At 62.2% G+C, this 26303-nt stretch carries 28 protein-coding genes and 4 tRNA genes; 19 read left to right on the top strand and 13 right to left on the bottom strand.

The features are described 5' to 3' along the window. The first annotated feature begins 807 nt into the window (after nucleotides 1-807). Complete coding sequence (locus E3T47_RS16285) at nucleotides 808-1776, top strand: tyrosine-type recombinase/integrase (RefSeq protein ID WP_134554869.1); 969 nt, start codon at nucleotides 808-810, stop codon at nucleotides 1774-1776. On the opposite strand, the gene E3T47_RS05150 is transcribed toward E3T47_RS16285, so the two are convergent. From E3T47_RS05150 to E3T47_RS05140, 4 genes are all read right to left on the bottom strand, one after another. Then, nucleotides 1762-1977: a hypothetical protein gene (locus E3T47_RS05150; protein ID WP_134554867.1), complete on the bottom strand. Its 216-nt coding sequence runs from the start codon at nucleotides 1975-1977 to the stop codon at nucleotides 1762-1764. The genes E3T47_RS16285 and E3T47_RS05150 overlap by 15 nt on opposite strands. Then, on the bottom strand, nucleotides 1974-2192 hold the full coding sequence (locus tag E3T47_RS05145; RefSeq protein ID WP_134554865.1) for a hypothetical protein: 219 nt from the start codon (nucleotides 2190-2192) through the stop codon (nucleotides 1974-1976). Before E3T47_RS05145 ends, E3T47_RS05150 begins: the two co-directional genes overlap by 4 nt. Next, nucleotides 2186-2347, bottom strand: a complete 162-nt coding sequence (locus E3T47_RS15785; RefSeq protein WP_166805616.1) for a hypothetical protein — start codon at nucleotides 2345-2347, stop codon at nucleotides 2186-2188. The genes E3T47_RS05145 and E3T47_RS15785 overlap by 7 nt, the downstream gene beginning before the upstream one ends. Nucleotides 2348-2738: 391 nt before the next feature. After that, the gene (locus E3T47_RS05140) at nucleotides 2739-3977 is read right to left on the bottom strand and encodes a hypothetical protein (RefSeq protein ID WP_134554863.1); all 1239 of its coding nucleotides are present in this window, start codon (nucleotides 3975-3977) and stop codon (nucleotides 2739-2741) included. A 340-nt stretch (nucleotides 3978-4317) separates the two neighbouring features. Between E3T47_RS05140 and E3T47_RS05135 the strand changes: the two genes are divergently transcribed. Next, entirely contained in the window at nucleotides 4318-4872 is a 555-nt protein-coding gene (locus E3T47_RS05135) for a helix-turn-helix transcriptional regulator (RefSeq protein ID WP_134554861.1), read from the top strand. Nucleotides 4873-5112: 240 nt separating this feature from the next. Beyond that, complete coding sequence (locus E3T47_RS05130) at nucleotides 5113-5889, top strand: Aca2/YdiL-like domain-containing protein (RefSeq protein ID WP_134554859.1); 777 nt, start codon at nucleotides 5113-5115, stop codon at nucleotides 5887-5889. A gap of 267 nt (nucleotides 5890-6156) precedes the next feature. Here the strand turns inward: E3T47_RS05130 and E3T47_RS16525 are convergent, their stop codons facing one another. From E3T47_RS16525 to E3T47_RS05100, 7 genes are all read right to left on the bottom strand, one after another. Further along, a complete protein-coding gene (locus tag E3T47_RS16525) occupies nucleotides 6157-6279 on the bottom strand; it encodes a hypothetical protein (protein WP_277871802.1) in 123 nt (40 codons plus the stop codon). Nucleotides 6280-6433: 154 nt separating this feature from the next. Then, nucleotides 6434-7282, bottom strand: coding sequence for a sigma-70 family RNA polymerase sigma factor (locus E3T47_RS05125; protein ID WP_134554857.1), 849 nt, complete (start codon nucleotides 7280-7282; stop codon nucleotides 6434-6436). 220 nt (nucleotides 7283-7502) lie between these two features. Next, nucleotides 7503-7901 carry a hypothetical protein gene (locus E3T47_RS05120; protein WP_134554855.1) on the bottom strand — a complete coding sequence of 133 codons (399 nt, stop codon included), beginning with the start codon at nucleotides 7899-7901 and terminating at the stop codon, nucleotides 7503-7505. Between the two features lie 485 nt (nucleotides 7902-8386). Continuing rightward, nucleotides 8387-8842, bottom strand: a complete 456-nt coding sequence (locus tag E3T47_RS05115) for a hypothetical protein (protein WP_134554853.1) — start codon at nucleotides 8840-8842, stop codon at nucleotides 8387-8389. 69 nt (nucleotides 8843-8911) lie between these two features. Next, the gene (locus E3T47_RS05110; protein WP_134554851.1) at nucleotides 8912-9283 is read right to left on the bottom strand and encodes a hypothetical protein; all 372 of its coding nucleotides are present in this window, start codon (nucleotides 9281-9283) and stop codon (nucleotides 8912-8914) included. Continuing rightward, nucleotides 9243-9431 carry a hypothetical protein gene (locus E3T47_RS05105; RefSeq protein WP_134554849.1) on the bottom strand — a complete coding sequence of 63 codons (189 nt, stop codon included), beginning with the start codon at nucleotides 9429-9431 and terminating at the stop codon, nucleotides 9243-9245. Before E3T47_RS05105 ends, E3T47_RS05110 begins: the two co-directional genes overlap by 41 nt. A gap of 113 nt (nucleotides 9432-9544) precedes the next feature. Then, nucleotides 9545-12025, bottom strand: coding sequence for a phage/plasmid primase, P4 family (locus E3T47_RS05100; protein ID WP_166805615.1), 2481 nt, complete (start codon nucleotides 12023-12025; stop codon nucleotides 9545-9547). A 1694-nt stretch (nucleotides 12026-13719) separates the two neighbouring features. Between E3T47_RS05100 and E3T47_RS05095 the strand changes: the two genes are divergently transcribed. Both E3T47_RS05095 and E3T47_RS15780 read left to right on the top strand, forming a co-directional pair. Then, on the top strand, nucleotides 13720-14169 hold the full coding sequence (locus E3T47_RS05095; RefSeq protein WP_134554846.1) for a hypothetical protein: 450 nt from the start codon (nucleotides 13720-13722) through the stop codon (nucleotides 14167-14169). A gap of 972 nt (nucleotides 14170-15141) precedes the next feature. Then, complete coding sequence (locus E3T47_RS15780) at nucleotides 15142-15306, top strand: hypothetical protein (RefSeq protein WP_166805614.1); 165 nt, start codon at nucleotides 15142-15144, stop codon at nucleotides 15304-15306. A gap of 62 nt (nucleotides 15307-15368) precedes the next feature. Here the strand turns inward: E3T47_RS15780 and E3T47_RS05090 are convergent, their stop codons facing one another. After that, nucleotides 15369-15569 carry a helix-turn-helix transcriptional regulator gene (locus E3T47_RS05090; RefSeq protein ID WP_134554844.1) on the bottom strand — a complete coding sequence of 67 codons (201 nt, stop codon included), beginning with the start codon at nucleotides 15567-15569 and terminating at the stop codon, nucleotides 15369-15371. A gap of 130 nt (nucleotides 15570-15699) precedes the next feature. On the opposite strand from E3T47_RS05090, the gene E3T47_RS05085 reads away from it, so the two are divergent. Then, complete coding sequence (locus E3T47_RS05085) at nucleotides 15700-16827, top strand: site-specific integrase (RefSeq protein WP_134554842.1); 1128 nt, start codon at nucleotides 15700-15702, stop codon at nucleotides 16825-16827. Between the two features lie 83 nt (nucleotides 16828-16910). Here E3T47_RS05085 and E3T47_RS05080 read toward each other — a convergent pair. After that, nucleotides 16911-16983, bottom strand: a tRNA-Val gene (locus E3T47_RS05080). Nucleotides 16984-17283: 300 nt separating this feature from the next. Here E3T47_RS05080 and E3T47_RS05075 point away from each other — a divergent pair. From E3T47_RS05075 to ruvB, 13 genes are all read left to right on the top strand, one after another. After that, nucleotides 17284-17355, top strand: a tRNA-Gly gene (locus tag E3T47_RS05075). Nucleotides 17356-17428: 73 nt separating this feature from the next. Beyond that, a tRNA-Cys gene (locus E3T47_RS05070) sits at nucleotides 17429-17502 on the top strand. Between the two features lie 43 nt (nucleotides 17503-17545). Then, nucleotides 17546-17617: transfer RNA gene (locus E3T47_RS05065), tRNA-Val, on the top strand. 137 nt (nucleotides 17618-17754) lie between these two features. Next, nucleotides 17755-17946, top strand: a complete 192-nt coding sequence (locus tag E3T47_RS05060) for a DUF1918 domain-containing protein (RefSeq protein ID WP_134554840.1) — start codon at nucleotides 17755-17757, stop codon at nucleotides 17944-17946. Nucleotides 17947-18169: 223 nt separating this feature from the next. Continuing rightward, nucleotides 18170-20116 carry a threonine--tRNA ligase gene (gene thrS, locus E3T47_RS05055; protein ID WP_241981973.1) on the top strand — a complete coding sequence of 649 codons (1947 nt, stop codon included), beginning with the start codon at nucleotides 18170-18172 and terminating at the stop codon, nucleotides 20114-20116. Between the two features lie 25 nt (nucleotides 20117-20141). After that, nucleotides 20142-20723, top strand: a complete 582-nt coding sequence (locus E3T47_RS05050; RefSeq protein ID WP_134555116.1) for an HIT family protein — start codon at nucleotides 20142-20144, stop codon at nucleotides 20721-20723. Between the two features lie 102 nt (nucleotides 20724-20825). After that, nucleotides 20826-21728 (top strand): pyridoxal 5'-phosphate synthase lyase subunit PdxS, encoded by a 903-nt coding sequence (pdxS, locus tag E3T47_RS05045; protein ID WP_134554837.1) that lies wholly within the window; start codon nucleotides 20826-20828, stop codon nucleotides 21726-21728. Between the two features lie 17 nt (nucleotides 21729-21745). Next, complete coding sequence (pdxT, locus tag E3T47_RS05040; protein ID WP_241981972.1) at nucleotides 21746-22384, top strand: pyridoxal 5'-phosphate synthase glutaminase subunit PdxT; 639 nt, start codon at nucleotides 21746-21748, stop codon at nucleotides 22382-22384. A 71-nt stretch (nucleotides 22385-22455) separates the two neighbouring features. Beyond that, nucleotides 22456-23010, top strand: a complete 555-nt coding sequence (locus tag E3T47_RS05035) for a DUF1697 domain-containing protein (protein WP_134554835.1) — start codon at nucleotides 22456-22458, stop codon at nucleotides 23008-23010. A gap of 92 nt (nucleotides 23011-23102) precedes the next feature. Further along, the gene (locus tag E3T47_RS05030; protein WP_134554833.1) at nucleotides 23103-23867 is read left to right on the top strand and encodes a YebC/PmpR family DNA-binding transcriptional regulator; all 765 of its coding nucleotides are present in this window, start codon (nucleotides 23103-23105) and stop codon (nucleotides 23865-23867) included. A gap of 4 nt (nucleotides 23868-23871) precedes the next feature. Further along, nucleotides 23872-24498 (top strand): crossover junction endodeoxyribonuclease RuvC, encoded by a 627-nt coding sequence (ruvC, locus tag E3T47_RS05025; RefSeq protein ID WP_134554831.1) that lies wholly within the window; start codon nucleotides 23872-23874, stop codon nucleotides 24496-24498. Continuing rightward, nucleotides 24495-25178 carry a Holliday junction branch migration protein RuvA gene (ruvA, locus tag E3T47_RS05020; protein WP_134554829.1) on the top strand — a complete coding sequence of 228 codons (684 nt, stop codon included), beginning with the start codon at nucleotides 24495-24497 and terminating at the stop codon, nucleotides 25176-25178. The genes ruvC and ruvA overlap by 4 nt, the downstream gene beginning before the upstream one ends. Beyond that, the gene (gene ruvB, locus E3T47_RS05015; RefSeq protein WP_134554827.1) at nucleotides 25175-26239 is read left to right on the top strand and encodes a Holliday junction branch migration DNA helicase RuvB; all 1065 of its coding nucleotides are present in this window, start codon (nucleotides 25175-25177) and stop codon (nucleotides 26237-26239) included. Before ruvA ends, ruvB begins: the two co-directional genes overlap by 4 nt. The last annotated feature ends 64 nt before the right edge of the window (nucleotides 26240-26303 follow it).

Genomic DNA, 26303 nt, shown 5'->3' with positions numbered 1-26303 from the left:
CTGCTTGAAATAATGGAAACTTCTCGTCAGCCCCCAGCATCGACCACACGTGCATTTCCACACTGTGCCGAGTTGCAATACTTCGTAGCTAAGCGGTGATAACGCTGCGGCTGCGTAAGGTGACGGCGGTCTGCATTCATGAGGTAAAGGCGGTTGCGTGAATGGAACATGGATGAATGACATGGTGAGGCGATACTATCGGTCCGGCGATTTCGACCAGGACCGAGACGAGCCGTTCTGACGAACGTGCCTTAGAAACAGCTTGACTTCGTCACACTCACGTTTCTTATGCCGAAGGTCGTCCACGCAAGCTCTATCTGACCGCGCTGTCCGGCGCCTATCTGACCTAGCGAACCATGCACTGTGTCTAGAACCACCCCGTCAGCACTTTCTAGATTCTGTTCCAGGCTGACCCCGTTTGGGCAGCCGGCGATTGAGTAGACCTCAATCCACGAGCAGCCGCCCGCTTTGTATGAGCAGTCCTTGCCGTCTATTCGCTTCGCGCCGAGGCCGGAACCCAAATCGACGAAGCCGTCTGGTAGTTCGACCGCGACCGGTGTGTACGTGGGCTCGGCAGCGCCAACTCCGCCTGTCGATGTGCACCCCGCCAAAATTGCTATGGACATCGTCGCAACTACAAGACTCAAAAATAATTTCCCCATACTCGCGGCCTACCCGTAGCGACACAATCGGTGCAGGCTGCACGACCCGGCCGGCGATGTCAGCGCGGTCACTATCTATAACACCCCTTAGCGATAACTCACTGTGCTTTTCATTATCGCTACCTCGACCGCGCATAGAGTGGTCATGGAACAACTCGAACCGGTCGCCGGCACTCACCTAACTCCAGCCCAAATCCTGCTCGTCGAGGCTGCGCTACTGGAAAGCAAGTCTGCGAATACCCGACGCACATACGCAAGTGCACTCAGAGGATTTACGGCCTGGTGCGCAATGCAGGGACACCAGGCTGTCCCTGCAGAGCCCGCCGTTGTCGCAGCGTACCTCGTTACACTCGCGTCGAACCATTCGATGTCAACGGTTACCGTTGCGGCCGCGAGTATCCGTGACATCCATCTTTCGGAAGGTCACCGGGACCCATGTGCTTCACGAGGGGTGTCGACGGTACTGGCCGGATTACGCAGGAAGCTAGGGACCGCACCGGCGCATCAGGCTAGGGCAATAGAACTTTCGGAACTCAAAAGGATTCTAAGTTCCATGGACCGGAGCACCATTGCCGGCAAAAGGGACGCCGCCATTCTGTTGGTCGGGTTCGCTTCGGCTATGAGGCGCAGCGAGTTGGCCGCGATGGTGCGGCGCGACGTTCGCCTATCGGTCGACGGCGTCCGCATCCGTATCCAGCGCAGCAAAACTGACCAGAACGGCGAGGGCGTGATTATTGGCCTGCCGGCGGGCAAAAACGACGAAACATGTCCACTTCGCGCATTAAGAATCTGGTTGGGCGCCCGCGGAGGGTCGACGAATGATGCGGTTTTCACGAGGGTCAGCCGGACCGGTTCTGTCCTCGCCGGTTCACTGACCCCGCAGAGCATGAATCTGATATTGAAATCGAGGGCACGAGCGGCCGGTGTCGACATGACCGGGCTGTCGGTTCATGGTCTACGGTCGGGGCACATTACGGCAGCAAATAGGGCGGGCGTGAATTTGACAGACATCATGCGCACAAGCCGACACACTTCGGTCAAGGTCCTCCTCTCGTACGTTCGAGAAAATGACGTGCTCGACGGCAACAACTCTGGCGGGTCACTCGGCCTCTGAATCCGGCGGCAGGCCCCGGGCAGCGCGCAGTTCAGCTGCCCGCTCGGCACGCGTGACCTCCCCGTTGACCCACCGCATTGCATGTGCGTTCGCATCCGCGCTGAGCGGGATGCCGCTCGACAAGAATTGGTTCCACGACGCTGACTCCCACGATTCCAAGCGCGACTGCCGCTCCTCATCGGAGATACCGCCGCCGGTCATTCCCGCTCCTGTCTGAGGTCTTCAAGCGCCTGGCCTTTGACTAGCGCGATGAGTTCTTCCATGCTGATTTCGCCACGGACGTGCCGCATTGCAAACTCCCTCGTGTCAGCCGGCATTGGCAGCCCGGACAACTCCCCGTTCCACGAGGCGGCGGTCAGAGCCGTGAGCCGACGGGCATATTCTTCCGGTGTCGAGGCGCCGTAGTCGGTCACCACGACCGTGCCACCTCGGCAGCGCCCATACCGGCCGTGCTGTTCTCGATGCTGCGCCACGCGTCGGTGGGAGAGGGTCGGTGCATGAGTGCGAAACGAATTCCTTCTTGGGCGCCGACGACCAACCTCCCGTGAAAAATAGCGTCGGCTTTCGTCATGAAAGGCACGATGAGCGACCCGACGCTTTCGCTCGCGGAAGATAGCTGAATGCCAAACGCCTCATGCTCCATGCACTATCTATGCGCGGTGTCTGGGGAGAATACGATTTCACAGGCGGCGCAAGGCCGCTACTGCCATTTGGTAAACGGGGGCACATAGAAAGCGGGCACCGCTGGTGCTCGAATGAGAAAGGCGCATCGCTATGAACGTTCTAATATCCACCGCACTCAACCTGTTCATCAAGCCGCTCACCGCCGTAGCTCCCATGCCCCACATGGTTGAAGCACACACGGTTGAGACACCGGCTCTCACCAGCACTCACGCAACCACGGCCCATCAACGAATCTAGCCTCGCACCCGTGAGGGAACGAGGCTAGATTGCGGGAGTTGTTACCAGCCGTGGCTGCAAGTCCATGTGATGCCCCAGCCGTAGCCTGCGATTTCATAGGTGCTCGTGCTGTAGGCATCGGTTGGCGGCATTAGCGTGCTTCCATAGGTCACTTCCTGACCGCCCCCGGAACCACTGCACGGGAGTCCACCGGGTCGAACCTGCAGCGGGTACCACGGCTGGTCGCCGGTGAGGTAGCTTCCTCCGCCACCGCCTGCTACCGGGGCGTCGCCACCTGTAGCTGCCCCACCACCCGCGGCCGCACCGCCACCTGAGCTGCTTCCGCCGCCGCTGCTTTTGCCTGCACCAGAGCCGCCGCCGGTGTAGCTGCGGGGTGCTGTGGCGCGTGCTGCTGCGTCGGCGGCGGCTTGTGCGGCGGCTGCTGCTTCGGCTGCTACTGCGGCTTCGTGTGATGCGGTGGTTGCTGCGGCAGCGGTCGTGTAGACGGTCAGCGCGGTGAGCGCGTCTGAGTCGTCGAGAACAGCGGCGATAGCTGCTGCGAGAGCGTCACGTTCAGGGGCGCCGGCCGACGGGGTGGTGTCAAGGCGTGCCTGACCGGCTGTGGCGACAGACTCCGTGAGAGCGGGGAACGTGTCGGTCACACTGTTCGTGGCGGCCGTGAGGTCAGCGGACAGCGCGGTGACGCTCTTCAGTTCCGTGCCAGCGGCAGTCGTGAGCTTCTCCACGGCGACGGTGGACTCGAGGATGCTGTCGGTCGTCGCAGTGTCCTTGACCGACGGGGCCTTCGGGACGCTGACGGTTTCGATGACGGCGCCGGTTGCCAGGTCAAGTCCCTGGGCGGTGGCGATGTCAGTGGCGGTTGCAGTCAGTTCAACCCGCGCGGCTTCGAGGGCGGCGCGGGCTTCCGCGTCCACCAGCCCGTCGGTCGCGGCTACGAGAGCGAGAACCTGTGCGTCAAGAACTGAGGCGGCAGCAAGTTCAGCGGTCAGGTCGGTGTCAGCCTGCGCGTCGCTCTTCAGCGCCGCGGCGAGTGTGACCGTTGCGTCCTGGTGTGCGGTGAGGGCGCTGGTGTGCGCCGCTTCCTGCACAGCGGCAACAGCGGCGAACCCGCCGAACGTCCCGCCGACCACAAGGGTGGCAGCCAGGGTGCTGGCGAGGATGACCTTGCGAGTCTTGCTGATGGCGCGCACCTTCGTGGTCTGAGCGGTGAAAGCGGTGCGGAGACGAGTGAAGACACCGGGCTGTGGCGTCGGAATCTCATCTGAGAGGTCGATGTTCATAGTGGTGTTCCTTCTCGTATCAGCGATTCCGCCCCAAGCGAAGTTCCGAGTGTTACCTCAGAGTATCGGCTGAACTCCAACAGGATGTTGAAGTTTGTTCGCCTATCCACTTACCAATGCGCGGCAGTCTGAAGGATTTTTCGCCAAGGTCTGTGTCATAGACGTGGTGGCTCCAGGCCAGTGGTACTGGCAATTGGAACGCCCACCCCGCACCGCGTCGCAGATTGCGTCTGCCGCCCCTATGCCCGCGGAGCGTATCCACGTCAGTGAGCACGTGCGCTGGAGTGCAATCGCTAAAATCTGTGGCTTCGACTTAAATAGGCGCCGGTAGCCTTGAGGCATGGCCAGTATTCACAAACTCCTTGCGGACGCCCAGGCGGCATTCGCGATGCTGGAACCGGCCGAAACTCCCTCGGGCATGGTGGTTCGGCCTCAGCAGCAGGAGGCCCTGCATCGGCTTGCGCGACTCCAGTTACTACTCGCCATTGAGGCTCGAAACTTGGCTGAGGCGTTGGTCGGCCGCGGGCTGACTTGGGAGCAGATTGCAAAACTGGCCGGACTTGAGTCAGCAGGTGAAGCGCAGGGGCGATGGAGTCCGAAACAGGCAGCGGAAGTTTCCAGGCAGTCCCGTGCGCGCCGTAACTCAGAAACGACGAAGAAACCTGGGGCAAGAACAGCGAAGAAGACTCGACCTGGCTTCAAGCCCGCTGACCTTCCCGGTGTCTCTGTACCTGACGCGGCTCGCATTCTTGGCGTCAGCACGAGCACCATCTATGCACGTGTGGCTCGAGGAGAATTAGACGTCGTGGAGATTTCAAAAATTCACACCGAAGGGGCATGGGTGCGCGTCACGGATGAGCATGTTTTGAGACGGGCATCAACGCTCGATACTTAAGCCAGTTTCTATCGGTTACATGCCTGAATTCCTTGGAATCACGCAGGAGTCTGCTGCCATCGAGCACTTGACGTCGCTCCCTCTTCATAGGACCGCACATAGGTAGGGTGTACCACCGCACTCTGGCGGTCGTCATTCAACCGAAACGAAGAGACCAATAATGAATGCGAAAGACACGAATAAGAGTCCGATTTCCACCACAACGGCGAACGGCCGCCTGCTCACTGCAGGAGCAGCCTCATGACAATTCTCCGCTCGGCTGAGTTTCGGGTGAAGCGCGAATACCTAAAGCTTTCGCTCATCACGTTGGCGGAAGTCCTCAATGTGGAGCTCACCGACGTCCAGAAGTGGGAGAGCGGACAAGTCGAAGTCCCGAATGCTGTCGCCCTGAAGATTCGCGATATCGAAGAACTCACTCAGTACAACCTTGAGATGAACGTCAAGCGACTCAACGATATGGCTGATGTGGGCATATTGACCTATAGGAACGATGCAGACTTTTGGAAAGACGCGCCGGACATGCGACCATTTTCTGCCTCGTGGAATCGTGGCCTGATGGCACGCATCGCCGCAGAAGTCCCGGGTCTCTCTATTGTCTACAGCACACAGGACCTTGTTCCCTTCGATGAAGACTTGATGACCTCTGCTGAGCTGCGTGTTGTTCGGGAGATGCTGGGTCACTCGGTCGGCTCGCTGGCTGAGGTGTTGAGCGTTGAGGAGGAATCGGTCAAGAAATGGGAGGCTGGAACGGAAGCCATCCCACTAGACATCCTCTGGGCGATGGAGCGGCTCGTGGCGCACGCCGCAGACGATGTGACTGAGGTGATTGACCACTTAAACGATGCGCGCGATGTCGGCATTTTGACCTTCAAATCAGATGAAGACTACTGGCGCTTCTCTCCGGAAATGGTTGGATTTCCGGCGTCGAGCCAGCGCATGGTGGTCGCACGGGCGAGACAGGAAATCCCTGGACTTCAAATCGAGTACTGGGACGATACACGGGGCGGTGCGTTCTAGCGGTGAGCCCACGCCCGCTCTCCGTAGACGCCGACACCAACCAGTAGCAGCCCTGTGAAGGACACACTCGCCGGGTACATTCGTGACTCCAGGTCGATTTTGGACTCGAGCGCGAACTCGCTGCGGCTGTGAACATGCCGGTACTCGACCTAGCCCTCGGTCAAGAGAGCGTCACCAGCGCCGAGCCGTTCCCGTACGCGTGGCATGGAACTGGGTTGGAGATGACCGCGAACCATTACGGTCATGGGGACAGATGAACCGGTTCTGTCAGTAGCCGCGGATGAGGTATATCGCCGCGCCGATGGGCGCGACGACCACCGCGAACATGCTGCCGTTTGAATAGCGGACCGAGTTGAAAACTGTGCCGAATGAGCCTTGACGAAAATTCATTGTGTCCTCCAGGACGTTTGTTTGTTGCTGCTCCCCGGACCGGTTGGCCGGGGAGGTATTTTGTCTCTCACCCTGTAGAGGTGAGCGCGGGAAAAACGGGAAAGTTTTTTGAGAATCTTTTTGCGGCCCTATATGAGGCGTGTACGCGGGGCGCTCAGAAAGCTGTCGAGGCACAACTCGGCGCCTTGATAGCTGCGTAACCGCGTGCCTCAGCTGCCGACACGGATTGGTGGCTGATGCCCAGAACAGCACCTACTTCTTCCTGCGTCATCGGCCAACCGCCGGCCAAGCCGAAGCGCAACTCGAGCACCTCACGCGCCCGCCCGGTAACCGGTTCGAGCATGGCGAGCACCGCGGCCGCATCGGTCAGAGCGGTGTCCACGTCGGCGGCAGTCGGGTCGGAGACCGTCTCCTCCATTGCCTCAGTGATGACACCCGTCGGTGCTACCCAGTTCTCCAACTCAGTGATGCGCTCCGGTTCGCAACCGAGGGTCAGAGCAAGCTCGCGTCTGGTCGGTTCGCGACCCCACTGTGTCGTCAGCGTCTCGGTCACGCGGCGCAGGCGAGCGAGCTCGGAGTGGACATCTTTGGGTAGTCGGATGACGCGGCCAGCAGCCTGAATGTGGTTGGACAAAGCTCCAGCCACGAACGGAACCGCATAAGTGGCAAAGGCGAATCCCAGCTCCAGCTTGAACCGACGTGTCGCCCGGACGAGTGCGAGTCGAGCCTCCTGAATCAGGTCTTCTAAGTCGACACCGCGACCTCGAACGCGCGCGGCGGCGTTGATGCACAGACCGTCGTACGCTGCCGTGAATGCGGCCTCAGCGGCGCGGCCAGCCGCCGCCTCACGCAACAGGGTGCGGGCTGTGAGCGTCCGTAGCGCGTGGTGTTCTATCGCCTCTAGCGAGAGCGCAGAGGCGCGGCCTAGGGTGGCAGCCGCGTGCCATGCGGCCTCTTGCTCACGGGTGACACGGGGGACTGGGTTGTGCTGGTTACCTGTCATGACCGCTATGTACGCGGGGGGTGCAAAAGCTGTCGTGACCTGGGGATTTGTTTTAGGTACCGAGGTATGCGCTACAAAGCGAGGTCATTCACGATTGAGGTCAGCCCGTTTACCGCCCATGCCGCCGCTGAATCCATTTGCTCCCACCCGTCCCTAATCGGGGCATGCAAAAGCCCCGCCGGTTTCGGGTCCCGGCGGGGCTGGTGTTGCGGTTCAGAGACTAAGCCGCCGCGTTGAGGAGCTTACGGTTCAGGTGCCGCATGATGCTCGCGGCTTCACGCCCACGTGGTGACGTGGCCTCCGCACCTGCCATGACCAAACTGCGCTCCCACTCGACCTCGTCGAGAACAGCTTCACAACGTTCGCACTGCACCGCAGCGGCATCGCCGGCCCGCAGCGGCGGGAACGTGGCGACGCGTCCGCCGCACCCGGGGTGTGGGAGTTCGCTGTAGCTGGCGCGTGCCTCCTGAGGGAACGCGGCGAGGGAGCCGGACACAGCGCTTCGCACGTCGGTCACGACGAACACAAGCAGCTCCATGAGCGCCGAGTCACGCGGTGCAGCAATACGGTCGATACGGTCGGCGAGCCAGCGAGCCTGCAACGCAACGGCTTGATGCACCCCGTCAGGGGTGAGTCCTGCGGGAAGGGCGACAAGTTCTCCACGTGCTGTTCGACGTGCGTGACGCGGCGCCGCAGGCGCTGACTCCTTATATGCGGCTGCAAGCTCCTGGCAGAACCTTGCGACTGTCCCAAAAAGTTCGTCTGCGACATGGACGGCCCTCAAATTTATTGGGGGACGGGCCTCGGAGCTACCGCTCGACCCGCCCGATGAACCGGCGGCATCGACTGCCTTGACCGACGGGATAATCTGGGTGGCTACATGTTCGGCGACCGACCCGGCACGTGCGAGGTTGCTGGCAAGCCCTCGGTAACATGCTTCGCAGAGAGCACCGCGTGTCGCGGCGGGCGCTTCGGCATCGGGAACCAGACGGTGGGTTACGGCGCATGGGGTGGCGGTGGCGTATTCGAATGACATTTGTTTCTCCAATGAGTTGGTCGTGCGTGTTGAGGGCGGCTGGCGTTGGTGTCAGCCGCCCGGTGTTGTTAGAGGGAAGTGCTGCCGAACGCCGATACCGTGACGTGGAAGCTTCTGGTAATCGAAGCGCCTACAGCCGTCGCAATTGCCGCGGCGGGGATGGGCACAAGGCCGCGCAGTTTCAGATTCGAAACACCTCTGATGGTCACGACATCGAGCCAGAGCATCGACTCGTGGTTGCGTGTTCCACCGACCGTGAGGCCAGACGCGGCGACAGCGTCTTCGACCGCGCCATAAGCAATATCGGACGCGGCGTTCAGAGCGCGACGCGCCTCGACCGTCAGCCGGCTGTGCGCGATAGCAACCACCGCGGCGTCGGTCGACACTGCGTTCGCTGCCTGTTCGATGGTGTCGTCGGTGACGGACGGCAGCCAGATGCTGACCGTGACAGCTGCCGCCGTGGAACCGGTTGCGCCGAACGAGATGATGGCGGTTGATGTGAAGTCGAGCGTGAGTGTTGACACGATGTTTCTCCAATGAGTTGGTCGTGCGGGTTGAGGGCGGCTGACGTAGGTGCCAGCCGCCCGGTGGTGCTAGAGCGAGGCGTTGACGCGGACTGTCGCACGGTTGTCGCAGATGACCGACGCAGCCGTCCGCCATGCGAGGTCGTGGACCTCGTCGTCAGTCATGGCGACGCGCTCGTCAATGAACAATTGGACCCGGTCAGAGTCACGACCGACGACCTCGAACCAGGCGTGTTCCGCAACGTCGCCAAGGGCCGCGGTGAACGCTGCGACAGCAGCGGTGACACCTGTCGCAGTGAGGGTCGCGCGTTCGGCATCGGTCAGGGTGGCCGTGTCCGATGACGTGTGAACGCTGACCTGCGCAACGAGAGTGAGTTCGCCGCCCCTGCGGTGAGGCTGGTTACGCGGCGGTCGGTGTCGTTCGTATCCGCCGGAACTCAATCGGATTAGTCACGCTCGGCAGCGGGCTTGAGAACAGGTACGTGGTGCGTGTCGGATTGAGTTCGAAGCTGCGCTTCATTGCCAGGCGAGCTTCGGCGGACGTGATTTCACGAGGGGACACGATGCGGGTGGGGATTGAGGTGGACATGAGGTTTCTCCAAAAAGGTTGTGCGTTCCGCTTGTCGGTTGACCTGCGGTTTTATTGCTACGTACGGGAGGTACGCGGGGCGGCTAGAAAGTTGCAGCCGCCCCGCGGTGGCGCTAGTACGGCAGGAAGTGCCGCTTGTTGGATTCATTGGACGCGTCGAGCTTGAACCCGGTCCAGAACCAGGCCCCGCCCTCCTTGACGGCTGGCTCCAGGCGGTCGACGATGCCGCGCTCACCGAGAGCGGCGACCAGTGCTCGCTGCGTCCAAGAACGCAACCCGTTCTCCAAGCAGAATTCTTGGAAGGCCCGGTAGGTCATTGAACGGTTTGCACGCGAGGCGGCCGTCTTCGAGCGCTCTGCGAACGGGACGTTCTTGGTGGCATTGTCATCAACGACGCAACGCTCTTCCAGAAACTGCCCGAGGGTGTCACCACTCTTCTTGTAGGACTCGAGCAGCGCGTCTACGACTTTGCAGCTACCTAGCCCGTCCTCGCGGAACGACATAGCACCGCGAACAAGCCAAGCGAGGATGCCGGCGGCTTCGAGCTGCAACATGCCACCGAGCGCGGCGTCCTCCGCGTCGTCCGCAACCTGGTTGTTGAACGGCACGGGCTTGATACGGCGCCAAGTTCCGCGGTCCTGTTCGGAGATGGTCGGCAAGTGGTTCGTAGCGAACACCGTCGTGTGAGACGGTTTGAAGGTGAATCGGTCCTGGAACAGTTTTCGTGCGGAGATAGGGTCGCCGGATGCAATGCGCTTGAGCGCAGCGGTATCAATTGACTGCCCGGGTTTCGTCTCCTGCAGAACAGCGAGGCGCTTGCCATTCAGCTCTGCCATCGCCTCGTCGCTCGTCTCGCCGAGCAAGATATTCGCGTTCAACGTCGCGACGTAGTCATTGCTCATCGCGAACGAGAGCGCCGCCAGAAGCGCGCCTTTACCGTTCCGGCCGGAGCCGGTGCAGAAAATTGCGAACTCCGACCGGACCTCACCGAACAGTGCGCTGCCGAACGCGCGCTGTGCATAGGCGATGAGTTCTTTGTCGCCGCCGAACGTTTCTTCCAGGAACGCGAAGAACGTCGGGGCCTTAGCTGCCGCGTCGTAGACAGTGTCGGATTGCTTGGTCATTCTGAACGCACGGTCATGAGGAAGCAGGTCGCCGGTCAGCAGGTCAACTACGCCGTTAGCTACGTTGAACAGGTTCGGGTCTAAGTCGAAGTCGAGTTCGTTCGCGGCAACGTCAGGATGCGTGGAGCCGAGGTTGACAGCCGCGTGCAGGGCGCGACTGCCGCGGGACGCACGGTAGTTCTCCTGGTTGTCAGCGTCACGTTCGGTGAGCTCCATCGCGCGGCGGATGAGCAGCGCCTCGCTGCGGCGGTCCCAGATAGCGCCGTTCCAACGCATCCAAGTCCCGCTGTCCACGTTGAACAGGGCATCGCGCTGGGCAATGCACTCCGCGGCAAGCCGGTCGCCTCTACCGGTGTCATCCGCGGAGAAGTAGCGGGTTAGTGATTCGGCCTGAGCCGGGTTCAGCGTCATGTCGTTGAGCAGCGCGGTGAGCGGTGCGACCGCACCGGCAGAACGTGCTGCCGTCAGGTAGTCGTCGATGCCGCGCTTCGGGTCAGACTTCGTCGCCGGGATGCAGACCATGTTGACGACGGCACCCGCGTCGGTCAGCAGTTTGGCCGTCGTCGTAAGGGCGCTTTTGACCATTTTGTTCGTGGCCCAGTCAGCGTCAAACGCCAGGTAGACGGTGCGGCCCGCCCAAGGGATGCGCCCGAGAGTTTCAGCAACGAGCACCGGCGCGTCGGTCGGGTTGAGTTCCGTGCCGGCACCGTGGTACCCCATGGTCACCCCGGTCAGCGCCAGAGGCAGGATGCGAACACCGGTGCGCAAGGCCTCAGACAGAACCGCGTCGGCCTTCGGGATGCCCTCTGTCAGCAGGACGGGGACGCTGATGTCGTCGACCCATGCGTTCGCCAGCGGGTTGATATCGACGGGCAGCTGGTCCTCGTCGGAGCCGCGGACCGTAGAGTTGCCGGCCGGACCAGCAGGTCCACCAAACTGGCGGCCGTCCATAGCAGCCTCTGCACCCTCAAATGCAGGAACCTCAAATTTCAACGTCCTGTAGAGGGTGCGTTCTTTTTTAGTCGAGGCCGGGATAACGCCGTCCTTCCCGGCCTTCGGCGCTGGGTTGGCCTTCGCGGTTGCTTCCATGTCGATGACCCGGCGGGGGACATCGAGGCGAATTTGGTCATTGACCGGTTCAGCGTCGACGCCGTTGAACAACGGGATGATGAGCGCGCGGACCGAACGACCAGTTTCCGGGTTGAATTCGTGGAATGCCTCAACCTGCGCGCGGCTCCAACCACGGTGCTGAATCGGGCCTTCATTCGGCGAATCAACCGGCAGCGGGATGGGGGAGCAGGACGCGTATCCACGCGCCTGGGCAACAAGCGGTGACACCCCGCGAACAGCGAGGTATTCGGCGTGCGCGGGGTCGAGGCGCTGTGTCGGCAGAGAGGGGTCGAGCTGCGTGACGCTGATGCCAGCAACAGACGGGCTGATGATGACTGGGACTGTAGTGATGGAATTCATGTTGTTGGTTCCTAACCAAGGGGGCCGCATATGGCGGCGCTTTAGGCCAGGGAGGGAATCCTCCGTGACGGGGGTTCCGCATATGGGTGCTGGTTAGGCGGGTTCTGTGTGGGTGAGTGTCAGTGCTGCAATGTCGGGGTTTGATGCCTTCACTATGTAGAGGTGCGAACGAGGCAAAAAGTGGGAAAGTTTTTTGAGAATCTTTTTGGACCCTGTTTGCGACCTCTAGCAGTGATGTACGCGGGCTTGCCAAATACCTGCCGGCGCATGGTTGTTCGGACGACGTGGGGCGGTCGTCTTCACGCCGGTCGGGAAGAAAGGAGAGTTTGGAAGATTATTTGGCCGCCAGCTAAAACTGGGGGACCTAAGTGCATACAGCACAGCTGTATTAAAAAGAATCTCAAAAAGGTTCCAAACTCTCCTTTCTTCCTTTTGCCCCGGTAAGACGGGGAAGTTGACCTATTTTTAGAAAATAGTGTTCCCGAAATGTTCCCGTTTTTTAGCTGAATCTTCCCGAAATGTTCCCTGTAACGGTGCCGGGTATCTGATTGGCGGCGTTGCTGCATTCGGGTTCCTGCTCGAAGTGAATGACAAGTACGTCCGTAGCTCGCCCGGAGGGAAGAATCTTCCCGGCTCAGGGAACATATGCTGGAAGATTCCGGGAACATTCCGGTGCTCAAGGGGACCAGTCGATGACTACGTCGAAGAAACTTTCGGCGTGACGTTGCAAAACCCAGCGGCCTTAACTGATACCTAAGTAACGCGACACCCCAGCCACCCGGCTCCGGTGTCGTTCTGTGATTAAGTCAGCACGGTTCTAACCGGCAGTCCGCCCACCCTTGATGTATACGGACCACGCCGGCGCACGCGAACCGTTCTGGCTTGCCCAGAGCCACCCGCGCATGCAGCTGGATGCTGCATCCCCATCAGCCCCCATGCCGGGGCAAGTCGTCCGGAGGGGCGACTGAGGAAGGCACATCATGTTTGCAGCACTACTAGAACCCAGACCAGCTCCACTTTGCATTCTCGGTCGCCTCATTGCCGGCCTGGACGCACAGTCGGCACTGAACTTGAACCGAGCGCTTGTCGCCCCGACCCGCGCTCTGAATACCGGCGCGATTCTGGCAGCTATCCGGAGCGAGTTCGGACCGCGCTCCATCGGCTATAACTCCGTGTCAAAACACAGACAGCAAATTTGCAGCTGCGAGTCGCTCCCGTTCGACTCCAATTGCTTCGGAGAACGTGAGTTCATCGGGAGCGCAGTCTGATGGCCTTCGAGAACATCACACAGGCCGCAGTCACCCGCCCGGCACCCGCCGGCTGGTCGGCCTCAGCAACATGGGACGGCGCCACCGGCGAGATTACTTCCCGCCGGGTTGAGGGTCAGCCCCTCATTGACTTCTCTGACATGCTGCATCGAGCATGGGCATGACCCGCAGCTGGTCGAGGTTGTCGGTGCCGAACGTCACGCTGGCAACGGTATGACGAGACCTGGCTCACCGCCTACAGGTTCTCCGTCCGTGCCCGTCACAGTGCTGACACCAACCTGCCAGCCTTGTCCGCCGCATCCCGCCGCAAGGCGCGCGCGCCGCTGACACCGAACAACACCACCGTCGTGGCTGCAACGGCACGCACCGCTCGACGTTATGGCAGTCCCGTCCAACCACACGGGATGGAGAGCCGGCAAACAGAACTTGGGCAAGCCTGCCGATGACCTCGGCCTCCATGTTCACCGTCAAGTACAGCGCCTGGCCGCGGCTTCGAAACTGCGCGCGCAGTGGCACCTTCCGGCGGACTGGGATGAGAGCCTCGTGCTCGACTTGTTCGGCGTCGGTCTCGGCGTCACCCACGGCCACCAATTCGGCCCCGGCGGCGCACCTGCGTTCTGGGCCAAGCATACCCACGGCGGTCAATCCCTCGCTCATGCTGACCTGTTACTGACCGGCCATTGCCATCATCTTCGCATCGAGCCGACTGGCCGCAGTGCCTTCACCGGCAAGTCGAAATGGTGGATTCAAGCACCGACCATGGATAACTCGAGCGACTGGTTTCGTCACCGAAACGGGGACGATTCTGACCCGGGCATTCTCGTGTTCGACGTGACTCCCGAGGGCTTCGACCTTCAAAGCCTGACCGTTCTTTAGCGGTCACCCGCACCGCCCGCGTCTGACATTGCGCGGGCCGTGCGCCCCATTCTTATGCGCCTCGAACGGGGTGTACGTCAAGCCGGCCGTCACGGGTCGAAGCTGAGGCAACTCCGCGCCATAGCAGCTCCTCCTCTGCGCTGGCGTGTATTGGCTCCCCGTGGCGCCCGTACCATCCACAGCTATCTATTGCGACCGAGGGTCGGCAGCCCGCCTCTGACTATGCGTGCGCCGTTGGTTGCGTAGATTCTTCTATCAATCGGTCCAGGTGCAAACTTGGCAGGTCGCTTCCCGTCACGGGCATCCTCGAATGCGGCTTCCAACTCGGCGTCGACAATCTCACGGGTATTGCGCGGAGCGAACCTCGCCTCGCGCTGAGCCTCCCGTCTGACTGCCCTTTCTTGCGAGGTCTCGGAAGGTGGTTCGGCAACCGCAACGGGAGGCTCCACTGGCACTCGACTGGGCACTGAACGGCTGGGTGCTTTACGTGGTGTTACCGCAGTTGCTTCGACTACCGGCAGCGCCGTGACGACCGGCGCTGCCGGTTCATTCAGTGCGCCTGCGCAACGCTCACCAGCGGCTGTCGTGTGAATAGACATGGCACCGCTGGCCTGCAGTGCATGTCGCTCGTCGCACTGAGCGCAAACCTCAAATATCAATTGCATCGAAATCCCCCGGCTGATAGTGATTTCACCCTACCGGCCGCTTCTGACACCAGCCGGGTTCACGGACCATGAACGGACTACGTGATGCCCGCGGAACAGACCGGTGTCGCGAAGAACGCTGGTCGTTCCACTCGCCGTTGGAAACTCATTCGCCGGGAGTTCCGGGCGCGGTTCGCAGCAGAGCAGGCACAGTGCTGGCTTTGTTCGCACCGCATCGACTACGAGTTGCTCGACAGTTGTTGGGGCCGTCGCTGGATGGCTGGCTAGCATTGGCCTGGCCCTCGAGCCGGCCGTTCAGGCTGAAGCTGTGCTGGGCATCAGCGCGCTGGCCGGCAGCTTGTATTACCTCGGCGTGCAGGCACTGGCAACGCGCGTCCCCGCATTCGGCTGGCTGCTCGGGGTGGCACGCAACCCTGTCTACGGCATCCCCGCGACACCGGCATCCACGCCGGTCACCGCACCGGCCGCCTAGCACCACCTTGAACGAAACGTTCCCGTCCTGCTTCGTGCGGGGCGGGGCGTTTCGTGTTTCCCCTAGCGACTCGTGCGGACGACAGCAGCGTCAATGAACGCTTGAACGTCGGCGACCTGGTAGCGGACGGCGCGACCCAGCTGAACGTACGCCGGCCCCTCGTTCCGGTAACGGAGTTGGGAGAGCGCAGCCTCTGACGTTGCCAGCCAGACGGCGGCTTCCTTCGCGGTCAGCAGGGGAGTGGGGGCTTGGTAAGCATTCATACCTGTTCCCCTGCGGCGGGTTTCGTACGTCGTTCTCAAAGTCGTCATGAACTGCATGTACGTGGCGGATAAAGAACACATCCGTGACTGTTGGTACAAACACATCGGAAGCGGTCGATAGGCTCAATACATGTCCTCGCTCGCAAAGTACACGACCAAATCCGGGGACCGGTGGATGGTGCGGTACCGTCAGCCAACCGGCAAATCCACTGAACGACGCGGCTTCAAAACGAAGAGGGATGCCGCCGCTTGGGAAGCCGCGACCCTCATCGACAAGAACGCCGGGACCTTCATTGCGGAGAGCGCCCGCAAACGCAAGGTCGGCGCTCTCATCACAGAGCACCTGACGCGCACAGCCTCACTGTCTCCATCGACCGTGGCGACACGTCGGTTTCATGCGTCGAAGTGGGCAATGCCGAAGTGGGCAGACTGGTCGGTGGGTGACGTGGGGAACGCTGACGTTCAAGCCTGGATTCAGCAGATGGACGATGACGGGGCTGGAAGTGCCACCATCGAGAAGGCTGTCGGTGTTCTGCGCGGGGCGCTGAGAATCGCCGTGACGGCTCGCCTGGTACCAGCGAACGTCGCGTCAGAACTTGAAATGCCGTCATCACGTGCACGGAAGAACGTGTACTTGGGGCACGCGCAGGTGTTCGAGCTGGCGGGCGCGATACACCCAGAACACAGAACGCTCGTCATCTTCCTCGCCTACACGGGACTGCGTTTCGGAGAAGCCGCTGCCCTCACTATTGCTGACCTCGACATACCGAAACGCCGGGTGAACGTACGCTCGTCGGTCACGGAAGTTCTCGGTGTCATGCAGGAGGGGCCGACAAAGAGCAAGCGGCGCCGCTCCGTGCCAATGCCGCCGTTCGTCACAGTTCTGGTCACAGAGGCTACGTCGGGACGACTCAGTGCAGCCTTGGTATTCCCGGGTCGTAGCGGCGGACCAATCCGTTTGAACAACTGGCGTGACCGCTCGTTTCAAGTAGCGGTGGAGAACGCGAACGAGGCGCGGTCAGTGGTCGCCGCGGGGGAATCGTTCGAACCGTTCCCGAACATCACACCGCATGACCTCCGGCACGCAGCTGCATCACTTGCAATCCATGCTGGTGCGAACGTGAAATCCGTACAGCGAATGCTCGGGCACGCGTCCGCAGCGGTCACCCTCGACGTGTATGCCGACCTGTTTGAGGACGACCTCGACAACGTTGCTGATGCGCTCGGCAAGGCCGCGGAACCATGGGCGAGTAAATAAAGTGTTTGTGTTTTGCTTGTGGAACCAGAAGAGGCCCTTTCCCGCTGTTCTGAGAAAGGGCCTCTAACCTGCTGTTTTACCTGTGGGCGATGCGGGACTTGAACCCACGACCTCTTCCGTGTGAAGGAAGCGCGCTACCAGCTGCGCCAATCGCCCAAATCTTAGGCAGGAAACAACCGAGGTTGCTGCCTGCGACTTTTGATACTAGCCCAGACAGGCGCGCCACCGCACATCGACGCCGCACACGGGTGCGGCGCGTGCCACCCGGCCGAAGACAATGTCACGGAGCGCGAAGCTGAGCCGCTGCTCGGGTGGCGCAACTCCCGTCGTACTGGCGCACCCCCGCGGGTCGCAAACCATCGGCACCACACTGCGCAACACGCCGTAAACGGCTCGGTTTGGTTTCCGTCTCGCTATTCAGCTAGAGTCTCCAAGTACGCAGAAATGCGAACAGTTGCGGATGTGGCGCAGTGGTAGCGCATCACCTTGCCAAGGTGAGGGTCGCGAGTTCGAATCTCGTCATCCGCTCGAATGAACTGGAATCGGCCCTCAGGCCGGTTCCAATTCATTTAGTTGGAACCCATATGGTACGAAACCACATGGTGGATTGGCCGAGAGGCGAGGCAGCGGCCTGCAAAGCCGTTAACACGGGTTCGAATCCCGTATCCACCTCCATTCTTTGAGCACGGTCTGAAGAATATGCAACTCCCAGAAGCTTGGGCGATTGGCGCAGCGGTAGCGCGCTTCCCTGACACGGAAGAGGTCACTGGTTCGATCCCAGTATCGCCCACACAATATTTGCCTAAGTGGAAGCCCCGGTTCGCCGGGGTTTTTTTCTGTCCAAAACTGGCCGGGCAATTAGTGATCCCCGGTGCCCTTGCGCGGCATCCGCTGCCCGCGTAGTTTTGCGCGCAGGAGGTGAGTGCAATGCGCGCCACAGTGGGAGACCGGATTGTCATTCGCGGTAGAACGGTGGAACGGCCGGATCGTCGCGGTGAGGTTATCGAGGTTCGAGGAATGGACGGCGGACCACCGTACCTCGTAGCGTTCGACGATCGACACGAGCGCATTGTCTATCCCGGCGCTGATTTCGTCGTTGAACACACGGAAAGCGTCTAGACAGAGCGGCCCGGCCCGATTGATACCGGCCTGAGCCGCTCTAGTCCAAGCGTTCCGGTAGAGCCCCCACGCGGGATGCCGAGGACCGAACGAGCTCTTCACCAGCGCGTGGGCCGACGAGCAACCCTGCGCACGCCGCTAAAGTTGACGGGTAGGCAAACAACAGGGAGTTATACACGTGGCTGACGGCTTTGCGCTTTTCACCGATCGATCCATTGTCGCAATGCGGGTGAACGGTGAGTTGAAAGACCTGGCGACCACCGTGTTGCCAACGGATGCCGTCGAACCGGTGAGTATAGATTCTGCCGACGGCCTCAACATTTTGCGCCACTCCGCCGCTCACGTGCTCGCCCAGGCGGTGCAGACGGTCAACCCCAGCGCCAAGCTCGGAATCGGCCCGCCCATCACCGACGGTTTCTACTATGACTTCGACGTCGAGGTTCCGTTCACCCCCGACGACGTGAAGTCGCTTGAGAAGGCGATGGACCGCATCATCCGTCAGGGTCAGCGCTTCGTGCGTCGAGTCGTGACCGATGACGAAGCCCGGGCCGAACTGGCCGCCGAGCCGTACAAGCTCGAACTCATCGGCCTCAAGGGCGGCTCGTCCAGCACCGAGGACAACGAGTCGGTCGAGGTTGGTGGCGCCGAGCTCACCATATACGACAACGTGGACCCGAAAACGGGGGAAACGGTCTGGAAAGACCTCTGCCGTGGCCCGCACCTGCCGAACACCCGCATGATCGGCAACGGCTACTCGCTCACCCGCCTCGCCGCCGCTTACTGGCGCGGCTCGGAGAAGAACCCGCAATTGCAGCGCATCTACGGCACCGCGTGGCCCACCAAAGACGAACTGCGCGCGTACCAGACCCGCCAGGAAGAAGCAGCCAGGCGCGACCACCGCAAACTCGGCGCCGAACTAGACCTGTTCAGCTTTCCGGAAGAGATCGGTTCCGGCCTGGCCGTGTTCCACCCCAAGGGCGGCATCATTCGGCAGGAGATGGAGAACTACTCCCGCAAACGCCACATCGAGGGCGGCTACGACTTCGTCTACTCCCCGCACATCACCAAGTCGACACTGTTCGAAACCTCCGGCCATCTCGACTGGTACCGCGAGGGCATGTTCCCCCCGATGCACCTCGACGAGGAACGCGACGAGACCGGCCACGTCACCCGTCAGGGCGTCGACTACTACCTCAAGCCCATGAACTGCCCGTTCCACAACCTCATCTTCAAGTCAAGCGGCCGCAGCTACCGTGAACTGCCGATGCGGCTTTTCGAATTTGGGTCGGTCTATCGCTACGAGAAGTCCGGCGTGCTCAACGGGCTCACCCGCGTGCGTGGCATGACCCAGGACGACGCTCACATCTACACGACCAAAGAGGGCATGAAAGAGGAGCTCACGAGCACCCTCCACTTCGTGCTGCAACTGCTCGCCGATTACGGCCTCGAGGACTATTACCTCGAGTTGTCGACCAAAGACCCCAAGAAATTCGTCGGTAGCGACGAAGCGTGGGATGAAGCCACCGAAACGCTGCGGGAGGTCGCCGAGGCATCCGGTCTCGATCTGGTCGCCGACCCGGGCGGGGCGGCGTTCTACGGCCCCAAGATCTCGGTGCAGGCCCGTGACGCCATCGGCCGCACCTGGCAGATGTCAACCATCCAGCTGGACTTCAACCTGCCCGAACGGTTCGACCTCGAGTACACCGCGAACGACGGCAGCCGCCAGCGTCCGGTCATGATCCACCGTGCCCTGTTCGGCTCGATCGAGCGATTCTTCGCCGTACTCACCGAACACTACGCCGGAGCCTTCCCGGTGTGGCTGGCGCCGGTGCAGGTCGTTGGCATTCCCGTGTCCGAGCAGTACGGCGCGTACCTCGACGACGTGATCGCGACCCTGAAGAAGGCCGGCGTGCGCGCTGAGGTCGACCACTCCGATGACCGCATGCAGAAGAAGATCCGCACCCACACCAAGGCCAAGGTGCCGTACCAGCTCATTGTGGGCGAAGACGACCAGGCCAACGGGGCGGTGAGCTTTCGCTACCGCGACGGCACGCAGCAAAACGGTGTGCCGGTGGCCGAAGCCGTGCGCCTCATCGTGGAATCAATCGAGAATCGCGCACAGGTCGTGACCACCCCGGTCATTCCCGCCGCCGCCAACGTGCGGGCTTAGCGTGGGCGAAATTCCCTCCGATCGACTGCGCGGCTCCGATGCTGCCGACGCCGGTGCCGGTGAGACGTCTGACGAATTCGCGGCCGTTCCGGATGCGTTCCAACGGCTTTGGACGCCGCATCGGATGGTCTACATCCAGGACGGCCAGCAGCCGCATCCCGATGACTGCCCGTTCTGCATTGCTCCCGGGCTATCCGATGAGAAGGCGCTGATCGTCGCGCGCGGCACCCACGCTTACGTGCTGCTCAACCTGTTTCCCTACAACACTGGCCACCTCCTGGTCTGCCCGTACCGGCACGTGGCCACCTACGACCAGGCCACGCCTCAGGAGGTCGCCGAGATCGGTGAGCTCACCCAGATCGCCATGCGGGTGCTCACCCAGGTGTCGAATTGTGACGGCTTCAATCTCGGCATGAACCAGGGGCGCATCGCCGGGGCCGGCATCGCCGAACACCTGCACCAGCACATCGTCCCGCGCTGGGCCCTCGACTCCAACTTCTTTCCCATCATCGCCGGCACCAAGGCCATTCCGCGCCTGCTCGGCGACGTGCGTCGAGAAATTGCAAACGGATGGCCCGGCGTTGCGGGCTCGAACGCCGACCGCTAGCTTGCACACGGTCGGGGGCATGCTGGTGACCCCAGCTGTTTTGCGCAGACTATCAGCAGCCCGCGACCAGACCACCACCGTGCAAGGAATAGGATCGTAGTTATGACTGAATCAATCTCCGCCGAACAGTTCGGCTCGAGCCGCGTTAAGCGTGGACTCTCCGAAATGCTCAAGGGCGGCGTCATCATGGACGTCGTCACCGCTGCCCAGGCTCGTATTGCCGAAGACGCCGGCGCTGTCGCCGTGATGGCTCTCGAGCGCGTTCCCGCCGACATCCGCTCGCAGGGTGGTGTGGCTCGCATGAGCGACCCCGACCTGATCGACAGCATCATCGCTGAGGTCAACATTCCGGTCATGGCGAAGGCACGCATCGGCCACTTCGTCGAAGCGCAGATTCTCGAGGTGCTCGGCGTTGACTATATCGACGAGTCCGAAGTGCTCAGCCCGGCCGACTACGTGAATCACATCGACAAGTGGAACTTCACTCTTCCCTTCGTCTGCGGCGCTACCAACCTCGGTGAGGCGCTCCGCCGCATCAACGAGGGCGCAGCCATGATTCGCTCCAAGGGCGAGGCCGGCACCGGCGATGTCTCCGAAGCCACCAAGCACATCCGCACCATCAACGGCGAGATCAAGCGCCTCACCTCGATGAGCCGCGATGAACTGTATGTCGCCGCCAAGGAACTGCAGGCACCGTACGAGCTCGTCGCTGAGATCGCCTCGACCGGTAAGCTGCCCGTCGTGCTGTTCACCGCCGGAGGCGTAGCCACACCGGCCGACGCTGCCATGATGATGCAGCTCGGAGCTGACGGCGTGTTCGTCGGTTCGGGAGTCTTCAAGTCGGGCAACCCTGAGCAGCGCGCAGCGGCCATCGTCAGGGCCGTCACGTTCTACGACGACGCCAAGGTCATCGCGGAGGTCTCCCGCGGCCTTGGCGAGGCGATGGTCGGCATCAACGTGTCCGACATCCCCGCGCCGCACCGCCTCGCCTCCCGCGGCTGGTAGCGCATCCGTTCGTGACGATTCTCTCCGTGCGCGCCCGACCGGCAGAAACAGCTGTCCCGGCAGGACTGCGCGTCGGGGTGCTCGCGCTGCAGGGCGATTTTCGTGAGCACGCGCAGGTGCTGCGCGAGCTCGGAGCGAGCGTCGATCTGGTGCGCCGTTCGGAGGAACTCGCACCGTTAGACGGTCTGGTTATTCCGGGCGGCGAATCCAGCGTCATGGACAAACTCGCCCGCACGTTCGGCCTCGCGGAGCCGCTCAGAGCGGCCATCCGGGGCGGGCTGCCGATCTACGGCACCTGCGCCGGCCTGATCATGCTCGCCGACACGGTTCTTGACGGCATTACCGGGCAGCAGAGCCTCGGCGGGCTCGATATCGCTGTGCGCCGCAACGCGTTCGGCTCCCAAACGGCCTCGTTTGAGACCGATCTCGACATTCCGGCGCTTGGCAAGCAGCCCGTGCACGCGGTCTTCATCCGGGCTCCGGTCGTCGAGACCGTCGGTCCGCGGGCCACGGCGCTGGCCACCCTCGACGACGGGCGGTGCGTTGCCGTGGAGCAGGGCAACCTGCTCGGAACTTCTTTTCACCCGGAAATCACCGGCGAATATCGTTTTCACCGGTATTTCCTGCAAAAGGTGGCCGCCGCAGTCCGGCGATAAGCCGCTCAATTGTGCCGGGCGCGCGAGTGTGGCTAGGGTTCAGACATGACTCAGACAACCGGCGGTCAACGATGACCCGTTATGTAGCACTTCTGCGCGGCATCAACGTCAACGGCATCACCATAGCCATGGCCGACCTCGTCGGCACCTTTCACGACCTCGGTTACACCGACGTCAAAACTGTGCTGGCGAGCGGCAACGTAATCTTCAGCATCGACAGCCCCCTCGTCGACAAAGCGGATGCCGCCGCCCTCAAGGCCCGCATTGAAGCGGCCCTGACCGCCCGGTTCGAGTACGAGGCCTGGATTGTGCTCGTCGACGCGGAGTCGCTCGACCGAGTCGTGCGCGCCTACCCCTTCAACGCCGACCATGACGGTTGGCATGCCTACGTCATGTTCTCCTCCGACACCGGCCATCTCAGCGAACTCGCCGGACACGCCAGGGAGCTCGAGGCCGCCGACGAACGCATCGAACTCGGCCACGGTGTGCTGTACTGGGAGGTTCGCAAGGCCGTCGGCATCAAGAGTGCCTTCAGTAAGAAGAGCGCCAAGCTCAAGTACCGCGACACGACCACCACCCGCAACCTGCACACGCTGCACAAGCTGCTGGAAGTCACTCCGGGATAGACTGGCGCGGCACCTTCGCGTGCACTGTCTTTGCAACGATCACTGAGAACTTGATCGAACACGGCTTGATCGAGCACAACAACGGGAGACGTATGTCCGGGCATTCCAAATGGGCCACCACCAAACACCAGAAGGCGGTCACCGACTCACGGCGGGCCAAGGCGTTCGCCAAGCTCATCAAGAACATCGAGGTCGCGGCCCGACTCGGCGGCGCTGACCTCTCTGGCAACCCCACCCTGGTCGACGCCATCCAGAAGGCCAAGAAGACCTCGGTGCCCAACGACAACATCGACCGGGCCGTCAAGCGCGGTGCCGGGCTGTCGGGCGAGCAGGTCGACTACACGACCATCATGTACGAGGGCTATGCCACCCACGGCGTCGCCATCATGATCGAGTGCCTCACCGACAACAAGAACCGCGCCGCGGCCGAGGTGCGCACCGCGATGGCCCGCAACGGCGGAGCCATGGCTGACCCGGGCAGTGTCGCCTACAACTTTCACCGCAAGGGCGTCGTCGTGGTCAAACACCTGCCGACGATCACCGAAGACGACATCATGCTCGCCGTGCTCGACGCCGGTGCCGAAGAAGTCATCGATGAGGGCGACACGTTTGAGATCCACTCCGACGTGAGCAACCTCGTCGCCACCCGCACCGCCCTGCAGACCGCCGGCATCGACTACGAGTCGGCTGATATCGCGTTCATACCGTCCCTCAGGGTCGAGGTCGACGCCGAAACCGCCCGCAAGGTGTTCCACCTGATCGACGCGATCGAAGACCTCGACGACGTGCAGAACGTCTACTCCAACTACGACCTGTCGGCCGAGGTTCAGGCCGCTCTCGCGAGCGAGTCCGAGTAATTCGATGGCGGTCCGAGTTCTCGGCATCGACCCGGGCCTCACCCGCTGCGGTGTTGGAGTGGTCGACGTCGAGGGCAACCGGTCAGCCCGACTCGTCGACGTGACCGTGCTACGGAGTGCCACCGACCTGCCCTTGGAACAACGGCTACTCTCGTTGTCCCAGGGGCTGGAAGAAATGTTCGACCGTCACCGTCCGCAGTTCATCGCCATTGAGCGGGTCTTCGCCCAGCACAACGTGCGCACCGTCATGGGCACCGCGCAGATCAGCGGTGTCGCCCTGCTGCTCGCCGCGCAGCGCGGCCTGCCGGTGACCCTGCACACGCCGAGCGAGGTCAAGGCCGCCATCACCGGTTACGGTGCCGCCGACAAAAAACAGGTCGGTACCATGGTCGCCCGAATCCTCGGGCTGACCGAGATTCCCAAACCGGCTGACGCAGCGGATGCCCTCGCCCTCGCCATCTGCCACGCCTGGCGCACCGGGGCATCAGGGGGCACTCTGCCGACTGTCGCCTCGGTAAAAGCGGCCACCGCCACGCCCGGAGCACTCACCCCGGCCCAGAAAGCGTGGCGCGCCGCTGAGCGTGGGTCGGTGCCAGCACTGTCAGTGGTGCACCGTAGTCTAAAGCGGTGATCTCTTCCGTACGTGGCCTTGTCTTGTCCGCCCTGGGCTCAACCGTCGTGATCGAGGTCGGGGGAGTCGGCCTCGCCGTGCAGGTGACGCCGGCCACCGCGCTCGGGGTGCGCATCAACGATGAAGCACGGCTGGTGACAACTCTCATCGTGCGCGAAGACTCGCTCACCCTCTACGGCTTTCCCACCGCTGATGAGCTCGTGGTCTTCGAACTGCTCGTCGGAGTGACCGGCGTCGGCCCCAAGTCGGCCCTCGGCGTGCTCGCGGTGCTCACCCCCAACCAGATCGCCCAGGCTATAGCCGGTGACGACGACGGCGCGTTTCGGAAGGTCAGCGGCATCGGGCCGAAGACCGCGAAACTCATCGTGCTCTCACTGGCCGGCAAGCTCGCCGTGACGGCCGCAAGCACACCAACGCGCCAGCCCGGCACCACCACCACCACCACCGTCGCCGCGAGCGTGCAGGCGGCACTGATCGGCCTCGGCTGGTCGGAGCGCGTCGCGGCCGAAGCCGTCGATGACACCCTCACCGAATTAGCAGACGCCGCCGGCGACGATTCAGCGCCGCCGGCGGTTGCGGTCGTCCTCCGGCTGGCCCTCGGACGCCTGGGCCCGGCAGCCCACCATGCCACTGGTGCTGCTGCTGCAGCCGCGACGACGAATGGATCAGGTCGCTCATGAACCCCGATCCCCGTATCGATCACCCCGCCGTCGAACTCGCCAACCCCTCGCTCGAGAGCGAATCCGAGCTGGCCTTCGAGGGCGCCCTGCGCCCGGCGAGCCTGGCTGAATTCGTCGGCCAGAAAAAGGTGCGCGGTCAGTTGCAACTCCTGCTGACCGCCGCGACGATGCAGAATCGCACGCCAGACCACATCCTCCTGGCGGGCCCACCCGGACTTGGCAAGACCACCCTGGCCATGATCGTCGCCTACGAGGGCAACCGCCCGTTGCGCATGTCGAGTGGTCCGGCCATTCAACACGCCGGCGATCTCGCGGCCGTACTGTCGTCGCTCGTGCCCGGCGAGGTGCTCTTCATCGACGAAATCCATCGCATGGCACGGTCTGCCGAAGAAATGCTCTACCTCGCCATGGAGGACTTTCGCATCGACATTATGGTGGGCAAGGGCGCCGGAGCTACCTCGGTTCCGCTCGACCTGGCACCGTTCACCCTGGTCGGCGCCACGACCCGGTCGGGTCTGCTGCCCAATCCCCTGCGCGACCGATTCGGTTTCACCGCACACCTCGAGTTTTACGCCGAGAGTGAGCTCGAACAGGTTCTGGGCCGGGCCGCTCAGCTGATCGACCTGCCGATCAAAGCGGATGCCCTCGCCGAGATCGCCGGACGTTGCCGGGGCACACCGCGGATCGCGAACCGCCTGCTGCGTCGGGTTCGAGACTATGCACTCGTGCACGGGGGAGCGGCCGACATCGCGGCAGTGCACGCTGCCCTCGAGTTGTATGACGTCGATGCGATCGGCCTTGATCGCCTCGACCGCGAGGTGATGAAGATCATCCTCACCCGCTTCGGGGGTGGGCCGGTGGGCCTGAACACGCTGGCTGTGTCGGTCGGCGAGGAGTCCGAGACGGTGGAGGCGGTCGTTGAGCCGTTCCTGGTACGGATAGGCTTCCTCACGCGTACCCCGCGAGGTCGGGTTGCCACCAGCGCAGCCTGGCGACATTTCGGTCTGGCCCCTCCACCGGGCTTGACTGCACACGGCAGTGCGACCCTTCTTGACCTATAATTCAATTTGGTCCGTCTGTCTACACCGAATATATCCGCAGGGATTTACTCGTAGGTCGACCGGG

It is taken from the genome of Cryobacterium ruanii, assembly GCF_004404055.1.
Classification (GTDB): Bacteria; Actinomycetota; Actinomycetes; order Actinomycetales; family Microbacteriaceae; genus Cryobacterium; species Cryobacterium ruanii.
The sequence above is the reverse complement of the archived record's forward strand: the minus strand, read 5'-3'. Positions and strand labels throughout refer to the sequence as shown.

Bases quoted from the DNA above. Each gene is read 5' to 3' on its own strand.
- E3T47_RS16285 (WP_134554869.1), top strand. From the start codon at position 808: ATGGAACAACTCGAACCGGTCGCCGGCACTCACCTAACTCCAGCCCAA.
- E3T47_RS05150 (WP_134554867.1), bottom strand. From the start codon at position 1,977: ATGACCGGCGGCGGTATCTCCGATGAGGAGCGGCAGTCGCGCTTGGAA.
- E3T47_RS15785 (WP_166805616.1), bottom strand. From the start codon at position 2,347: ATGACGAAAGCCGACGCTATTTTTCACGGGAGGTTGGTCGTCGGCGCC.
- E3T47_RS05140 (WP_134554863.1), bottom strand. From the start codon at position 3,977: ATGAACATCGACCTCTCAGATGAGATTCCGACGCCACAGCCCGGTGTC.
- E3T47_RS05135 (WP_134554861.1), top strand. From the start codon at position 4,318: ATGGCCAGTATTCACAAACTCCTTGCGGACGCCCAGGCGGCATTCGCG.
- E3T47_RS05130 (WP_134554859.1), top strand. From the start codon at position 5,113: ATGACAATTCTCCGCTCGGCTGAGTTTCGGGTGAAGCGCGAATACCTA.
- E3T47_RS16525 (WP_277871802.1), bottom strand. From the start codon at position 6,279: ATGAATTTTCGTCAAGGCTCATTCGGCACAGTTTTCAACTCGGTCCGC.
- E3T47_RS05125 (WP_134554857.1), bottom strand. From the start codon at position 7,282: ATGACAGGTAACCAGCACAACCCAGTCCCCCGTGTCACCCGTGAGCAA.
- E3T47_RS05105 (WP_134554849.1), bottom strand. From the start codon at position 9,431: ATGTCCACCTCAATCCCCACCCGCATCGTGTCCCCTCGTGAAATCACG.
- E3T47_RS05100 (WP_166805615.1), bottom strand. From the start codon at position 12,025: ATGAATTCCATCACTACAGTCCCAGTCATCATCAGCCCGTCTGTTGCT.
- E3T47_RS05090 (WP_134554844.1), bottom strand. From the start codon at position 15,569: ATGAATGCTTACCAAGCCCCCACTCCCCTGCTGACCGCGAAGGAAGCC.
- E3T47_RS05085 (WP_134554842.1), top strand. From the start codon at position 15,700: ATGTCCTCGCTCGCAAAGTACACGACCAAATCCGGGGACCGGTGGATG.
- E3T47_RS05060 (WP_134554840.1), top strand. From the start codon at position 17,755: ATGCGCGCCACAGTGGGAGACCGGATTGTCATTCGCGGTAGAACGGTG.
- thrS (WP_241981973.1), top strand. From the start codon at position 18,170: ATGCGGGTGAACGGTGAGTTGAAAGACCTGGCGACCACCGTGTTGCCA.
- pdxS (WP_134554837.1), top strand. From the start codon at position 20,826: ATGACTGAATCAATCTCCGCCGAACAGTTCGGCTCGAGCCGCGTTAAG.
- E3T47_RS05035 (WP_134554835.1), top strand. From the start codon at position 22,456: ATGACCCGTTATGTAGCACTTCTGCGCGGCATCAACGTCAACGGCATC.
- E3T47_RS05030 (WP_134554833.1), top strand. From the start codon at position 23,103: ATGTCCGGGCATTCCAAATGGGCCACCACCAAACACCAGAAGGCGGTC.
- ruvC (WP_134554831.1), top strand. From the start codon at position 23,872: ATGGCGGTCCGAGTTCTCGGCATCGACCCGGGCCTCACCCGCTGCGGT.
- ruvB (WP_134554827.1), top strand. From the start codon at position 25,175: ATGAACCCCGATCCCCGTATCGATCACCCCGCCGTCGAACTCGCCAAC.